The sequence below is a fragment of the Sphaerisporangium flaviroseum genome (assembly GCF_039537005.1).
Lineage (GTDB): Bacteria > Actinomycetota > Actinomycetes > Streptosporangiales > Streptosporangiaceae > Sphaerisporangium > Sphaerisporangium flaviroseum.
Genome location: NZ_BAAAZR010000003.1, coordinates 119,300 through 134,077, shown reverse-complemented (window position 1 = coordinate 134,077; position 14,778 = coordinate 119,300). Strand labels below are relative to the sequence as shown.

Annotated in this window: 13 protein-coding genes; 6 read left to right on the top strand and 7 right to left on the bottom strand. The window is 70.3% G+C overall.

Translation table 11 applies throughout. The features are described from left to right. Window positions 1-153: 153 nt before the first annotated feature. The 6 genes from ABD810_RS11565 (at window position 154) to rpe (ending at window position 6,094) form a co-directional block, all read left to right on the top strand. On the top strand, window positions 154-1,134 hold the full coding sequence (locus ABD810_RS11565; protein ID WP_344937815.1) for an ABC transporter permease: 981 nt from the start codon (window positions 154-156) through the stop codon (window positions 1,132-1,134). A gap of 42 nt (window positions 1,135-1,176) precedes the next feature. Beyond that, window positions 1,177-2,241 carry an ABC transporter ATP-binding protein gene (locus ABD810_RS11560; RefSeq protein WP_344937813.1) on the top strand — a complete coding sequence of 355 codons (1,065 nt, stop codon included), beginning with the start codon at window positions 1,177-1,179 and terminating at the stop codon, window positions 2,239-2,241. Window positions 2,242-2,288: 47 nt separating this feature from the next. After that, window positions 2,289-3,275 (top strand): ABC transporter ATP-binding protein, encoded by a 987-nt coding sequence (locus ABD810_RS11555; protein ID WP_425566888.1) that lies wholly within the window; start codon window positions 2,289-2,291, stop codon window positions 3,273-3,275. Window positions 3,276-3,385: 110 nt separating this feature from the next. After that, entirely contained in the window at window positions 3,386-4,129 is a 744-nt protein-coding gene (locus ABD810_RS11550) for a glucose 1-dehydrogenase (RefSeq protein WP_344937809.1), read from the top strand. A gap of 235 nt (window positions 4,130-4,364) precedes the next feature. Beyond that, entirely contained in the window at window positions 4,365-4,904 is a 540-nt protein-coding gene (locus tag ABD810_RS11545; RefSeq protein WP_344937807.1) for a 2'-5' RNA ligase family protein, read from the top strand. Between the two features lie 527 nt (window positions 4,905-5,431). Further along, entirely contained in the window at window positions 5,432-6,094 is a 663-nt protein-coding gene (gene rpe, locus ABD810_RS11540; RefSeq protein ID WP_344937805.1) for a ribulose-phosphate 3-epimerase, read from the top strand. A gap of 739 nt (window positions 6,095-6,833) precedes the next feature. Here the strand turns inward: rpe and ABD810_RS11535 are convergent. From ABD810_RS11535 to ABD810_RS11505, 7 genes are all read right to left on the bottom strand, one after another. Continuing rightward, window positions 6,834-7,736 (bottom strand): SDR family oxidoreductase, encoded by a 903-nt coding sequence (locus tag ABD810_RS11535; protein ID WP_344937803.1) that lies wholly within the window; start codon window positions 7,734-7,736, stop codon window positions 6,834-6,836. 118 nt (window positions 7,737-7,854) lie between these two features. Continuing rightward, complete coding sequence (locus ABD810_RS11530) at window positions 7,855-8,349, bottom strand: cupin domain-containing protein (protein WP_344937801.1); 495 nt, start codon at window positions 8,347-8,349, stop codon at window positions 7,855-7,857. Window positions 8,350-8,440: 91 nt separating this feature from the next. Then, window positions 8,441-9,844 (bottom strand): RsmB/NOP family class I SAM-dependent RNA methyltransferase, encoded by a 1,404-nt coding sequence (locus ABD810_RS11525; RefSeq protein ID WP_344937799.1) that lies wholly within the window; start codon window positions 9,842-9,844, stop codon window positions 8,441-8,443. Window positions 9,845-9,951: 107 nt separating this feature from the next. Continuing rightward, on the bottom strand, window positions 9,952-10,902 hold the full coding sequence (gene fmt, locus ABD810_RS11520) for a methionyl-tRNA formyltransferase (protein ID WP_344937797.1): 951 nt from the start codon (window positions 10,900-10,902) through the stop codon (window positions 9,952-9,954). 3 nt (window positions 10,903-10,905) lie between these two features. Then, on the bottom strand, window positions 10,906-11,454 hold the full coding sequence (gene def / locus ABD810_RS11515; RefSeq protein ID WP_344937795.1) for a peptide deformylase: 549 nt from the start codon (window positions 11,452-11,454) through the stop codon (window positions 10,906-10,908). 141 nt (window positions 11,455-11,595) lie between these two features. Further along, complete coding sequence (locus ABD810_RS11510) at window positions 11,596-12,957, bottom strand: hypothetical protein (protein ID WP_344937793.1); 1,362 nt, start codon at window positions 12,955-12,957, stop codon at window positions 11,596-11,598. 63 nt (window positions 12,958-13,020) lie between these two features. Further along, window positions 13,021-14,730, bottom strand: a complete 1,710-nt coding sequence (locus ABD810_RS11505; RefSeq protein WP_344937791.1) for a hypothetical protein — start codon at window positions 14,728-14,730, stop codon at window positions 13,021-13,023. Window positions 14,731-14,778 lie beyond the last annotated feature (48 nt).

Below are 14,778 nucleotides of genomic sequence, written 5' to 3'. Positions count from 1 at the left end.
GCCCCGCCCTCACCGGGGCGGGGCACGGACCCGATCCCCACGGGCCGCAAGGCGCCCTGACATCGCGTTCGACCGGCACGGCCCCGCGTACCATCGGCGCCGGCGGGGTCCACGAACCCACAGTCCCACCAGCAGGAGAAGAAGCCCGAGGCCATGTTCCGGTTTTTCGTCCGTCGACTCATCGGCGCCGCCGTGATCCTGCTGATCATCAGTGCCGTCACGTTCTTCCTCTTCTACGCCATCCCCCGCGACCCCGCGCGAGCGTTCTGCGGAAAGATCTGCCCGCCCCAGAACCTGGTGCTGATCCGGCACAACCTGGGCATGGACGAGCCGCTCTTCCTGCAGTACTGGCATTGGCTGGTCGGCATCTTCGCGGGCCGTGACCTGGTGCAGTTCGGACAGTGCGACGCTCCTTGCCTCGGCTACTCGTTCGCCAGCCAGGAGCCGGTCTTCAGCGCCATCCTCGACCGCTTCCCCGTCACCCTGTCGGTGACCATGGGAGCGGCCGCCGTGCTGCTGAGCTTCGGCATCATCACCGGAATGATCGCGGCCTGGCAGCAGGGGAAGCCGCTCGACAAGATCGCCAGTACCTCGTCGGTGATCGGCGCCTCCCTGCAGATCTACTTCGTCGGCCCCCTGGTGGTCTTCTTCGTCGTGGACAGCATGGGCCTGCTCCCCCGGCCCTCCTACATCCCCTTCACCGAGGATCCGGTGGGCTGGTTCGTCCACCTGTTGATCCCCTGGGTGGTGCTGTCGATCATCTTCACGGCCAACTACACCCGTATGACCCGGTCGGTGATGGTCGAGCAACTGGCCGAGGACTACGTCCGCACGGCCAGGGCCAAGGGAATGTCGAGTCGCACGGTCTTCCTCCGGTTCGCCTGGCGCGGCGCCATGATCCCCATCATCACCATCTTCGGCGTGGACCTCGCCACCTTGCTGGGCGGAGCCATCATCACCGAGCAGACGTTCACCCTGCACGGCATCGGAGAGCTGGCCGTCCGCGCGGTGCAGAACACCGACCTGCCGATGCTTCTCGGGGTCACCCTGGTGGGAGCCTTCGCGATCGTGCTGCTGAACATCGTGGTGGACGTGCTCTACGCCTTCATCGACCCCCGTGTCAGGCTGGGCTGACCGGCCGATGCGCGCAAGCCGTACGACCTCAAGGAGCAGCAAGTGACCACCGTGACCTGGGACCGCGAGCCTGCCACACCGCGTGGTCCCGGGCCGTTCCTCTCGGTCCGCGATCTTTCGGTGCAGTTCAGCACCGAGGACGGCGTCGTCCACGCGGTGGACGACCTGTCGTTCGACCTGGAGAAGGGCACCACCCTCGGCATCGTCGGCGAGTCCGGATCAGGCAAGTCGGTGTCCAACCTGTCGATCCTGGGCCTGCACGACCCGTCGTACACCACGATCAGCGGTGAGATCTGGCTGGAGGACAGGGAACTCGTCGGAGCCGATCGCCGCACGATGGAGAAGCTCCGGGGCGACAAGGTCGCGATGATCTTCCAGGACCCGCTGACCTCGCTGTCGCCGTACCACTCGATCGGCCGCCAGATCTCCGAGGTCTACCGCAAGCACAAGGGCGCCAGTAAGGCCGAGGCCCGCGCGCGGGCCATCGAGATGCTGGAGCGCGTGGGCATCCCCCACGCCAAGACCCGGGTGGACGACTACCCCCACCAGTTCTCCGGCGGCATGCGCCAGCGCGTCATGATCGCCATGTCGCTGGTGTGCGACCCCGACCTGCTCATCGCCGACGAACCGACGACGGCGCTGGACGTCACCGTGCAGGCGCAGATCCTCGACCTGCTCAAGGACCTCCAGCAGGACTTCGGGACCTCGATCATCCTGATCACCCACGACCTCGGAGTGGTGGCCAAGACCGCGCACAACGTGCTGGTGATGTACGCCGGGCGGGCCATCGAGCAGGGAAGCGTCCAGCAGGTGCTGCGCGAGCCGCACCACCCCTACACCTGGGGGCTGCTCGGCTCGATGCCGAAGCTGACCTCCAACGTCGACCTTCCCCTGCTGCCCGTGCGCGGCACCCCGCCTAGCCTGCTCAACCCCCCGTCGGGCTGCCCCTTCCACCCTCGCTGCGACTACCGCGAGCTGGTCGGATCCGACCTGTGCGCCACCGAGCGGCCCGAGCTCTCCCCCGCCGAGGGACACCGGGACGCCTGCTACCTGACGCTCGCGCAGAAGCGGGAAATCTTCAACGGCAAGATCAAGGAACGACTGTGACCGAGACCCTGCTGGAGCTGTCCGGCCTGACCAAGCACTTCCCCGTCATGGGAGGGCTGATCTTCAAGCACCAGGTCGGGCGCGTGCACGCCGTCGACGGCATCGACCTGACCGTCGGGGCGGGCGAGGCCCTCGGCCTCGTCGGCGAGTCGGGCTGCGGCAAGTCCACCACCGGCCGCCTGGTCGCCCGGCTGATCGAACCGACGGCGGGCACGATCCGCTACGACGGCAAGGACATCTCCCACGCCAGCCGGCGCGAGCTCAAGCCGATCCGGTCGGAGATCCAGATGATCTTCCAGGATCCCTACTCGTCGCTGAACCCGCGCCACACCGTGGGCACCATCATCAGCGGGCCCATGGAGGTCAACGGCATCCAGCCCCCCGGAGGACGTCAGAAGCGCGTCCGGGAACTGCTGGAGATCGTCGGGCTCAACCCCGAGCACTACAACCGGTTCCCCCACGAGTTCTCCGGCGGCCAGCGGCAGCGCATCGGCGTCGCCCGCGCCCTGGCCCTGGAGCCCAAGCTCATCGTCGCGGACGAACCGGTGTCCGCCCTGGACGTGTCCATCCAGGCCCAGGTGGTCAACCTCCTGCAGCAGCTCCAGCGCGACCTCGGCATCGCGTTCCTGTTCATCGCCCACGACCTGGCGGTGGTACGGCACGTCTCCCAGCGTGTGGCCGTGATGTACCTGGGCAAGATCGTCGAGGTGGGCGACCGTGAGTCGATCTACGAGCGTCCCCGCCACCCCTACACCCACGCGCTGCTCTCCGCCGTGCCCGAAGTGGCGCTCCCGGAAGACGGCGCGGGGATCGAACGCATCCGGCTCGCCGGCGACGTGCCCTCGCCGATCGACCCGCCGTCCGGCTGCCGGTTCCGCACGCGGTGCTGGAAGGCCCAGGACAAGTGCGCCGCCGAAGTGCCGCCGCTGATCCAGATCAGCGGCAACCGCGACGGCCACCTCACCGCCTGCCACTTCCCCGAGGAGCCGACCACCCACGGCAAGGACATCGTCCTCGACCCCGCTCTGGCCTGAAACGCGCTCGCGCCGCCCGTACGGAGACCGTAGGTTCGACCATGAGCCGGTGCACTTGGTGGATCCGGCCGGGGTTGGATCGGTGAACGAACGGCAGGGTGGAGGCCGGAGTGACCGTACTGCAGGGGAAGAAGGCCGTCGTCACCGGAGGATCCCGGGGCATCGGGCGGGCGATCGTCGAACGGCTCGCCCGCGACGGAGCGGACGTGGTGTTCACCTACGCGAGCAACGCGCAGGCCGCGTCGGAGGTCGAGGAGGCGGTCAAGGCGGAGGGCGGCAGCGCCCACGCGGTGCACATCGACCTGGCGGAGCCCGGGGCCGCCGAGCGGCTGATGGAGCTCGCCGCCGACCATCTCGGGTCCGTGGACATCGTCGTCAACAACGCCGCCATGAGCTTCACCCTCTCCGTCATCGCCGAGACCGACGAGGATCTCTACGACAGCGTCATGGCGGTCAACGCCAAGTCGACGTTCCTGACCACGCGGTACGCCGCCCGGCACATGCGCGACGGCGGCCGCGTCATCAACATCTCCACGATCAACACCGTGCGCCCCGCGCCGGGCATCGTCGCGTACGCGGCCAGCAAGGGAGCGGTGGAGCAGATCACCGCCGTGGCGGCGCAGGAACTCGGGCCGCGCGGCATCACCGTCAACACGGTCTCCCCCGGCGCGACCGACACCGACCTCCTGCGCGGCACCAACCCGGAGGAGAGCCTGCGGATGGCGGCCTCCATCACCCCGCTCCGCCGCCTCGGACAGCCCTCCGACGTGGCCGACGTCGTGGCGTTCCTCGCCGGTCCGGACGGCCGCTGGGTCACCGGGCAGAACATCCACGCCGCCGGCGGCATGGCTTAGCGGGTCTTTGGCGGTCTTGCCGGGTTGTTTCGGCAGTCGGCCGGGTCGCTCCGGCAGTCGGCCGGGTTGCTTCGGCGTTGCTTCGGCGCTGGGCCGGGTTGCTTCGGCAGTCGGCCGGGTTGCTTCGGCGTTGCTTTGGCGCTGGGCCGGTTGCTTCGCCAGTCGGCCGGGGTTGCCTCGGCAGTGGTTCTTACCAGTGGCCGTGTGATCGGCTCAGTGGAGATCGGGGAGTTGCATGGCGGAAGACGCAGCGGGCCCGCCGCAGGTGGGCGAGACGGTACTGCTCGTCACCGTGCCCGAGGCCGAGCCGCTTGTGGGCCGATGGCGTCAGCGGTACGACGCCTCGGCCGCGGCGGGGGTTCCGGCGCACGTGACGGTGCTCTACCCGTTTCTGGAGCGCGCCCGCATCGACGATGGCGTACTGGGCGACCTGGAGACACTCCTGGGCGCCCACCGCGCCTTCGACGTCCGGTTCCGATCGTGTGCGCGGTTTCCCGACGTGCTCTACCTGGCACCGGTACCAGACGGCCCGTTCCGGGCCCTCACCGAAGCGGTCACCGGACGCTGGCCCGAGGCCCCGCCCTACGGGGGCCGGTTCGCTGAAGTCGTCCCGCACCTGACGATCGCCCACGACCAGGGGCTGAGCGTGTACGACGAGATAGAGGCCGACCTCACCGGCCGCCTGCCGGTAACCGCACGCGTCTCGTCGGTCCGGCTATTGGTCCGCGACGGCACCCAATGGCACGAACGGGCGATGTTCCCTTTGGGGAGATGAGATCGGGGACGCGGGAGCGCGAAGGGCCTTTCACCGGCTTTCGGGTCTACCTATGAAAGGCCCTCCCGGCACCGAGGCGTTGCACTTGGTGGATACGGCTGGGGTTGCTAGATCTATGGAAGGCCCTCCCGGCACCCGTTTGATCGGGGAACCCGGTTGACTCCCACCCAGACCAGGACCACACCCCGTCGAGATAGCAGGAACCTACCGGGCAAGCCGGAAAGCCGGGGGATCCGCCTGGTGTGAGGTGTCGGCCCCGAGCGCCCGGCGAAGATCGCGGAACCCAGCGCCCAGCGAAAACCGTGGGCCCCAGCGCCTGGCGAAGATCGCGGAGCGAGACGGTCGCCTATGTGGCCGTGAGGCGGCGGGCCGACGTGGCACTACGGCATCGCTGTGAACAGGGCTGTTCCGGCTAGGAGGCGTGCCGGACGAATATGGCACCACGGCATCGCTGTGAACAGGGCTGTTCCGGCTAGGAGGCGTGCCGGACGGATGTGGCGGAGGGCGGCGTTCTAGACTGCGGCCTCATGGCCGTACAGATCTCACCCAGCATCCTCACCGCCGATTTCGCCCGGCTGGCAGACGTCGCCGCCAAGGTCGCCGATGTCGCCGACTGGCTGCACGTGGACGTCATGGACAACCACTTCGTGCCCAACCTGACGATCGGGCTCCCGGTGGTGGAGTCGTTGCTCAAGGCGACCGATCTGCCGCTCGACTGCCATCTCATGATCGAGAACCCCGATCGCTGGGCGCCTGCCTACGCCGAGGCGGGCGCGGGCAGCGTCACGATCCACGCGGAGGCCGCCAAAGCACCCGTACGGACGCTGCGTCAGATCCGGTCCGCCGGGGCCAGAGCCGGGTTCGCACTCAACCCCGGCACGCCGGTCCAGGACTACGAGGACCTGTTCGGTGAGATCGACATGCTCCTGGTGATGACAGTCGAGCCCGGGTTCGGTGGACAGTCCTTCCTCGACATCATGCTCCCGAAGATCCGCAAGGCCCGAGAGATGATCAGCAAGCATGGCGGACAGATCTGGCTCCAGGTCGACGGCGGCGTCTCGCCCAAGACCATCGAACGCTGCGCCGAGGCCGGAGCCGACGTGTTCGTCGCCGGCAACGCGGTCTACGGCTCCGACGACCCGGCCCGAGCCGTCCAGCACCTACGCGCCCAAGCTGAACACGTGATCTAGCCCGAATACGGCGCCCAGTCCGGGACGAGCGTGCCTCACCTGGGAGGTGAAGTGCTGCTTGACGGCCTGACGTTCGAGGTAGACCACAACCTGGCCATTGGACCGAACCCCGAACTACCCGGTCCGGGGACTACGTCCCCCACTGCCCGGTCCGGGGAGTACCTCCCTCACTGCCCGGTCCAGGGACTACGTCCCCCACTGTCCGATCCAGGAGTAAGTCCTGGCTGCCCGACGTCCCGGCTGTCTGGTTCGCAAGTACGTCCGGGCTGACCGGTCCGGGAGTACGTCCCGGCTGACCGGTCCGGTAGGTCGCGGCCCGTCCGGTACGAATGGCCGCCGGCTGCTGGTTCGGCCGATAGGTCCCCTTCGGGCTCGTCCTGGGCTGCTCCTTGGCTGGGTGGGCATCAACCGGGTTCCCCGATCAAACGGGTGCCGGGAGGGCCTTCTACCTAGACCACCAACCCCAGCCGTATCCACCAAGTGCACCGCCTCACGGTCTACCCACGACCGGCTGCTGGTTCGGCCGATAGGTCCCCTTCGGGCTCGTCCTGGGCTGCTCCTTGGCTGGGTGGGCATCAACCGGGTTCCCCGATCAAACGGGTGCCGGGAGGGCCTTCTATCTAGACCAATCGCAGCCATATCTACCAAGCGCACCGCCTCACGACCTACCCCGTCCACCCGATGCACCAGCCCACGGCCCCCCGCAAGCCGACCAAACCCCAACCGCCGTCTCCCGAAATCAGCGGCGCCCGTCGCCTGGTTCCTGGCCTCCGAGGACGACCTCCTCCATGTACCGTCCCCAGTCGGGCCGGGTGCCGTCCGTGTCGCGGAAGCCGTACTCCTTCGCCAGCCGCCACGATGAGAGCGCCTGGCCGGACCAGCGCGCCACCTCGGGGTCGGCCGCGAGCGCGGCCACCGCTCTGCCGACGTACGCCGGTGTCTCGGAGGCGATGAAGTGCGGGTCCTTGGCCGTGCCCGCGCGCCAGTCGTCCTCGGTCACGCCGAAGTGGTCGAGCATCGCCTCTGACCGGAGGAAGCCGGGCGTCAGCGAGAGCGCGGTGACGCCGTGACCGCTCAGTTCCTTGGCCTGCGCCACCGCAAGGCGCATCACCGAGACCTTGGCGAGGTCGTAGAAGAACGAGCCCCGGTAGTCGAGGGAGTCGCCGTCGGTGATCTCCACCACCAGCCCGCCGCCCCGGGCGACCATCAGCGGGACCAGGTGCCAGCTCGTGATGATGTGAGTGTGCACGGCGGTCTCGTGCAGGCGAAGCCCGTCCTCCAGGGGGTGCTCGTAGAAGGGCACGTCCCACCGGGTGAGCGGGTCGCCGCCCCAGATGTCGTTGACCAGCACATCGAGCCGCCCGTCCTGCTCCCGCGCGACCCGTTCTGCGAGGTTCTTCACCTGCGCGGGGTCGAGGTGATCGACCTGGACGGCGATGCCGTGCCCGCCCGCGGCGGTGACCAGTTCGGCGGTCTCCTCGATCGTCTCGGCCCGGCCCATCGGCGATCCGCCTGCCCGCGTGGTGCGCCCGGTCGCGTAGACGGTCGCCCCGGCCGCACCCAGCTGCACCGCGATGCCGCGCCCCGCGCCCCGTGTGGCGCCCGCCACGACCGCGACCTTGCCTTCCAGCGGCTGACCCATCTCGCCTCCATTAGTAAATGACTGTTCATTAACTAATCTAGGCCCTACCGAGGGGAAAGCGAAAGCACCACCGTGCGCCCCCGCCCGGAGGCGCACGGATCGCGGTATGCCGGAGACCTCAGACCATGTACTGGTCGTGGCGGAGGTAGAGCTCGGCCCACTCCTCAGAGGTGAGCCGGCGTCCGGTCTCGGCGATCTCGGCCAGCTCCTCGAAGTACGCCTCGCGTGGGGCGCCCGGCGAGAAGTGCACCAGCATCGACGCGGGCTTGCCGGACTCGTTGGCGAACGCGTGGACGCCGCCCGGCGGGACGTACAGGAAGTCGCCCTGGGTGGCCTCGATCCACTTGTCCCCGTTGAACAGGCGCATCGTCCCGGACAGGATGTAGAACGACTCCGAGATCGTGCGGTGGAAGTGGGGACTCGGACCGGTGGGCCGCCCGCTCATGTCCCACCTGTACAGGCCGAACTGCCCGTCCGTGGTCGCGCCGGTCGCCAGGTAGCTCACCTTCGTGCCGCCGGCGCCGAGGGTGAGCTCGGCCGCCTGCCCCGAGGACCGGTAGACCGCGCTGACCTCGCCCTCGTCCGCGAGATACCGCGCATCCGGATAAGACATATATGCCACCCTTCATGACCATATTTCGTTCGGGCCAGCTTACGGACAACGCGCCCGCGGGTGGCCACGGCCGGGAACGCCGCCGAACGGGTCAGGACACCTTGCGCAGCAGAGCGAGGAACATGGCGTCGGTGCCGTGGCGATGCGGCCAGAACTGGGCGTACGGGCCGTCGCCGAGCTGGTCGACCTCTTCGAGGAACCCGGGAGCGTCGAGGAGCTCCGCGCCCCCTCGGCGCTTCACCACATCGCCCACCACGGCCTGGGTCTCCGCCAGGTGCGGCGAGCAGGTCACGTAGGCGACCACCCCGCCGGGGCGCACGGCGTCCAGGGCCGAGCCGAGCAGCCGGCGCTGGAGGGCGGCCAGGTCGGGCACGCTCGCGGGATCGCGCCGCCAGCGGGCCTCGGGACGCCGGCGGAGGGCGCCGAGACCCGTGCACGGCGCGTCCACCAGCACCCGGTCGAACGCCCCGGAACGCCAGGCGGGCTCGGTGCCGTCGGCCGTGATGACCCCCGCCCTCCGCGTCGCCCGCCAGACCAGCCGGGACCGGTGGAAGCGCTGATCGGAGGCCAGCAGGTGGCGGCCCTCCTCCACGGCGAGCGCGTCGAGCAGCCCGGCCTTGCCCCCAGGACCGGCGCACATGTCGAGCCACAGGCGGTCGGAACCGTCGACCGGGGGCCGGGTCAGGGCCAGGGCGACGAGCTGGCTGGCCTCGTCCTGGACGGCCGCGCGCCCCTGGGCGACGGCCTCGATCGAGGCCGGGTCGCCTTCGGGGAGGTAAGCGGCGTACGGCGAGTAGCGCGCGGCGACGGCGCCGGCGTCGACCAGCTCATCCACCGTGCTGCGGCCGGGCCACGCGACCAGCGTCACCCCGGGACGCTCGTTGTCGGCGGCGAGCAGCGCCGCGGTCTCCTCGGCGCCACCGCCCACGGCGTCGCGGAGCGCCGAGGTGATCCACCGGGGATGGCTGTAGGCGACGGAGAGATGGCCGACCGGGTCCTGTTCGGCGTCGGGCGCCACGATGGGCAGCCACTCGTGGAGATCCCGCGTGGCGACCTTGCGCAGGATCGCGTTGGCGAACTTGGACGCGCCGGTGCCGATGCGCAGCCGTACGAGATCGACCGTCGCACTGACGGCGGCGTGCGGCGGCACCCGGGTCTTGAGCAGCTGGTGGACCCCGATGCGGATCGCGTCGAGCAGCGGCGGGTCGATCTCCTCGGGCGGCCGGTCGCTGCACGCGGCGATGATCTCGTCGTAGGTGCCGAGGCCGCGCAGCGTGCCATAGGCCAGCTCGGTCGCCAGGGCGGCGTCGCGCCCGGCCAGGCCACGCTCGCGCAGCAGAGTGGGCATCAGCAGGTTGGCGTAGGCGTCACGCTCGTCGACGGCCCGGAGCAGGTCGTAGGCGACGTTGCGCGCCTCGTCGCGCACCGGCTTCGGACGCCTGCCGTGCACACGGCCCCGGGCCTTCGACCGACCGGCCGCCCCGTCACCCTGCATCACATTTCCCCCGTAACGTCGCGTCCATCACCACTGCCGGTCCACCGGCGTCACACCTCGGCCGTCACCTTGATCGCCTGCCTGAGGCGAGCGGCTCATGGCCGCGGTCAGTCGAGCCGGTCTCCAGGCGCGAGACGGACGCCGCGTGCCCACTCCCCTGCCGTCATCAGGCGCTTGCCCTGCGGCTGGACCTCACCGAGCCGCACGGGGTGGCTCGCGGTGCCCACCAGGACGGTGTTCTTGGCGACCGCGATCTCACCGGGCGCCAACGGGCCGATGCCGGGGACGAGCTGCGCCGCGTCGGGCGCGAGCCGCACCGGTCCGAGCTTGAGCCGCTGACCGCGGAACTCGGCCCAGGCGCCCGGCGAAGGGGTGCAGGCGCGGACCAACCGGTCGACCCGCATGGCCGGAGCGGTCCAGTCGACCCGGGCGTCCGGGACGTCGATCTTGGAAGCGTAGGTCGTGCCGTCGCCCGGCTGCGGGCGTGCCTCGAGCTTGCCGTCCTCCACGCCGTCGAGCGTCGCGGACAGCAGCCCGGCGCCCGACTCGGCGAGCCGGCCCAGAAGCGAGCCGGTGGTGTCGTCAGGCCGGATCTCCTCGGTCACGACACCGTAGACCGGTCCGGCGTCGAGCTCCTTGACGATCTGGAACGTCGTCGCGCCGGTGATCGGATCGCCGTGCAGCACGGCATGCTGAACGGGGGCGGCGCCCCGCCACGCGGGCAGCAGCGAGAAGTGCAGGTTGATCCAGCCGAACCGCGGGATGTCGAGCGCCGACTGCGGCAGCAGGGCACCGTAGGCGACGACCGGGCAGCAGTCGGGATCGATGGCCTTCAGCCGGGCGAGGAACTCCGGATGGCCGGCCTTCGCCGGCCGGAGCACCTCGATGCCGGCGGACTCGGCGAGCTCGGCCACGGGGCTCGAATGGACCTTGCGCCCCCGCCCAGACTGGGCGTCCGGCCGGGTCACCACGGCCACCACCTCGTGCCGGGGCGAGTCGAGCAGCGCCCGAAGCGACGGCAGGGCGGTTTCCGGGGTTCCGGCGAAGACGAGGCGCACGGGCTAGAGAGCCTTCCCTTGAGTGGCATGCGGCGAGAACTTGACCGCGGGGACGGAAAGGCCGCTCCACTCCGCCTCGCGGATCGCCTTCATCGCCAGCTTGCGCTGCTTGAGATCCATGCGGTCGATGAACAGCACCCCGTCGAGATGGTCGGTCTCATGCTGCACGCAGCGGGCCATCAGGTCGGTGCCCTCGATGGTGATGGGCTCGCCGTGCATGTCGACCCCCTTCGCCACCGCGCGGATCGCGCGCGGCGTCGGGAAGGTGAGGCCCGGGAAGGACAGGCAGCCCTCCTCGCCCTCCTCGTCCTTCTCGTCCGACAGGTCGAGGGTGGGGTTGATCAGATGGCCGAGGGTGTCGTCGACGTAGTAGGTGAACACGCGCAGGCCCACGCCGATCTGCGGCGCCGCGAGCCCCGCCCCCGGAGCGTCCATCATGGTGTCGGTGAGGTCCTTGACGAGCTTGCGCAGCTCCTTGTCGAAATCCACCACCGGCTCCGCGGGGGTGCGCAGCACCGGATCGCCGAACAGGCGGATCGACTGAATTGCCACGGACGACTCCGATCACATCACGAATTAAGGGTCCCTCTAGTTTATGGCTCACAGCGGACCCGGCGATTACCGATCAGCCAGCGCGCCGGAGGACCCAACCGGGGGCCGCTCGGTCGGGAGCGACCGAAGCCGCGGCACTGATCAGCGGGAACGCGCCTTCATGGCGGCCTTGCGCGCCGCCTTGGCGATCGCGGTGTCCGGGTGGTGGGAGCCGAGCAGCTCCAGGACGGCGATGGCGTCGGGATGGCTGCTGCGGCTGACCTCCTCCACCAGGCGAAGCAGCTCGTCGCCCGCCTCCAGCGCCTCGAACTCGCCCATCGCCTCCTGGGCGTCGGGGAGGTGCAGCAGGGTGGCCAGCGTGTCGACCGCGAGCCAGGTGCCGTCGTCCTCGGTGAGGACGGGCGCGTCCAGGTCGCGCACGCCGAGCCAGACCGCCGCGTGCCGCCACATCGTGGGCTCGGCCAGCGCCTCCCTCAGCGCGGGCTCGGCCTCCGGCCCCATCTCCTCGAGGACCGTGCCGATGACCCCCCGCTGCCCGGCGGTGCCGGAGGCCGCGACCTTGATCAGCTCGCGTGCGGCGTCCTCTGGGACGCGACGCTCCACCCACAGCATCGGGGCGCTCGACGGCGCCTCGCCCGACAGCATCGCGTCGACCAGCTCGGCGGCGCTGAGCTCGGCGAACCCGGCGACCTCGGAGAGCAGCGGCGCGTCATGGCCCTCGCGCAGCAAATCCTGGCGGACGGCCCACACGCCGAGCGGGGTCAGCCGGACGCCGTCGGCGGTGCGCTCGAAAAGCCCGCAGTAGCGCAGGAGGTCGAGGGCGACGTCGAGCTCGGCGGGAAGCTCCTCGCGCAGCCGCCGCATCTCGGGGGCACGGGCCTCACAGCCGATCTCGTGCGCCTGGAGCATGCCCTCGACCAGGGCGGCGTAGGTGATGCCGTCGCTGGTGGCGTAGATCGTGGCGAGCATCTCGGTCAGGTGCTCGTCGGCCACCGCGGAGCCCGTGAGCCCTTCGTCGGTGCGGTCGAGCACATCCATGACCACGCCGTCCCAGAACTCCATCAGGTCGGGCGGAAGGGCACGCCCGGGCGAGGCGCCGGCCCGGTCGATGCGGAGCAGGCCGCTGTTGACGGCCACGATCCAGACCAGGCGCAGCCGCTCGCCGGTGAGACCGAGCTCACGGCCGGCCTCGGCCGCGTCGGCGGGGAACAGCATGCCCTCTTCGGTCACCTCGCGGGCGCCGGTCCACACGGCCAGCCGCCGGGCGTCGCTGACCAGCGGCACGGAGAGGACCGCCTCGGCGAGCTCGGCCGCGGACGCGACCTCGACCGGCGGAAAGCTCAGCACCTCGCTCCCGCAGTCGCCACAGTCGCACTCGTCGTGTCCACCTGCCATCTCGGCGAGCAGCGCCTCGCGCTCTTCGCCGGAGACGCCACCCAGCTCGTCGATGAGGCTGCGCAGCTCCCCAAGATCGAAGATACCGCCGTTCCCACTGTTGGCCATTCAGGCAACTTACTCCACAGCAGCCACACCCGATGACCGACTCCGGACGTTGGCCGCGACCCGTCAGTGAATCCCGCGAGAGCGGGCCTTGAACGCCGCCTTCCTGGCGGCCTTGGCGACGTTCCGGTCGGGCAGGTGACGGCCAAGGAGGTCGAGCACCTCCGCGACGTCGGGGTGGTCGACCCGCCACATCTCCTCGATGACGTGGGCGGGAGGCCCCGCGCCTGCGAGGTTCCCTGCGAACTGCTCGGGGTTCTCCTCGGCGGCCGGCATCGCCAGGGCCAGCATGTCGACGCTCACCCACAGGACCTCGTCGGCGGTCAGGGCCGGTGCGCCCATGCTCTTGGACTCCAGCCAGTGGACGGCGTGCGGGCGCAGCTCCGGGTCGTCGAGGAACGACCGCACGGCGGGGGCCGCCTCGGGCCCCAGGCGGTCGACGATCGTGACGGCCACCCCGCGTGTCACCGCCACCGCTCCCCGGACGGCGGTGAGCAACTCGCGTGCCGCCTCCTCGGCGGAGCGCCGCTCCAGCCACGAGGCGATGTCCCGCTCTGCCTGCTCGGCCGGCATCTCGCCCAGCAGCGCCGCGATGAGCCCGTGCGCGTCCCCCTCGGCGGGGTCGGGGGCGATGGGCGCCGCGACGCCCATGCGGGAGTACATCTCGCGCAGCCCCCACAGACCGTGAGGGGTCAGCTCAACGGCGTCCCCCCGGCGCCGCACGGTGCCGCAGGACGCGAGGACGTCGAGCGCCGCGTCCAGCTCACCGGGGTCGTCGCCGCTCGGCCGGTCACCCGCCCAGGTCTCGTCGAGGTGCTCGCGGATCGCCAGGACGGTCATGGGCGCCTGCAGCCGGTAGAGCAGGTCGTGGATCGCGTAGAGCTCCCGGTCGAGCTCGGCCCAGCCGGTGACCTCGGCGGCCGGGCCGCCGGTCAGGAAGGCCACCGTGCCCGCCCAGAGCTCCAGGACCTCCTCGTCGTCGCGTTCGGCCAGCGGCCGAAGGCCACGCGCCGTGACCGTCGTGCCGGAGACCTCCGCCAGCTCGATCGTGACCGCCAGCTCCCAGGCCAGGGCCGGAGCGGCGATGCCGAGCTCTCTGGCGACGCGCCCCGCGTCCCTCACACGCAGCGCCCCCCGCACCGTCGGCGCGCGACCGGTGTCCAGCATCCAGGTCACCACCCGGTGGGCGTCGCGGAGCAGGCCCACCTCGCGAACCGCCTGTGCGACCGCCTCGGGCGGCGCCAGCCGTACGGCGGGCAGCGGCGAGCAGCCGGGACAGTCGCACTCCTCGTCGGCCGTGACGCCCCGCAGCCGGTGCGACGACTGCCCGGGGAAGTCGTCGGAACCGGGTGAGGTCGCGTCGAGGGCGTCGGTGTCGGCGCCCATCGCTCCGAAGATGCTCTTGGCCATGCCGAACCTCGAGGTGTCGGCCAGGGCCGCCGGCATCTGGGGCGCGATCTCGTCGATCTTCGCCCGCATTCGGACGGCCATCTTGGCGCCGATCTCTCCGCTTTCGAGCAGGAAGTCGACCAGAGTATGCGCCGCCGCGACCGTCTCCGCCGCGCTCTCCGGCGGTGCGATGACCTTGCGCGGGTAGATGTCGAGCAGCAGTTGCTCGAACGTGCCGGGCGTGATGTCGGACAGCTCGCTGACGTCGAGATAGTCGCTGGCGTAGTCGCACAGGAGCCGGACCTCGTCGACGTCCACCGCGACATTCCTCGAACGCCCCCACGCCCGGATCTCCTCGATGGCCCCGTTCACCCATTCGATCGACACAGGGAGAAACTAACGGCTTACTTTCGGCACCGCGAATCGGCGACGCCG

What these genes read in the sequence shown, in the direction of transcription:
- rpe (WP_344937805.1), top strand. Translation starts at nt 5,432, where the DNA reads ATGGCCGTACAGATCTCACCCAGCATCCTCACCGCCGATTTCGCCCGG.
- ABD810_RS11535 (WP_344937803.1), bottom strand. Translation starts at nt 7,736, where the DNA reads ATGGGTCAGCCGCTGGAAGGCAAGGTCGCGGTCGTGGCGGGCGCCACA.
- ABD810_RS11525 (WP_344937799.1), bottom strand. Translation starts at nt 9,844, where the DNA reads ATGCAGGGTGACGGGGCGGCCGGTCGGTCGAAGGCCCGGGGCCGTGTG.
- ABD810_RS11510 (WP_344937793.1), bottom strand. Translation starts at nt 12,957, where the DNA reads ATGGCCAACAGTGGGAACGGCGGTATCTTCGATCTTGGGGAGCTGCGC.
- ABD810_RS11530 (WP_344937801.1), bottom strand. Translation starts at nt 8,349, where the DNA reads ATGTCTTATCCGGATGCGCGGTATCTCGCGGACGAGGGCGAGGTCAGC.
- ABD810_RS11565 (WP_344937815.1), top strand. Translation starts at nt 154, where the DNA reads ATGTTCCGGTTTTTCGTCCGTCGACTCATCGGCGCCGCCGTGATCCTG.
- ABD810_RS11545 (WP_344937807.1), top strand. Translation starts at nt 4,365, where the DNA reads ATGGCGGAAGACGCAGCGGGCCCGCCGCAGGTGGGCGAGACGGTACTG.
- ABD810_RS11555 (WP_425566888.1), top strand. Translation starts at nt 2,289, where the DNA reads ATGGGAGGGCTGATCTTCAAGCACCAGGTCGGGCGCGTGCACGCCGTC.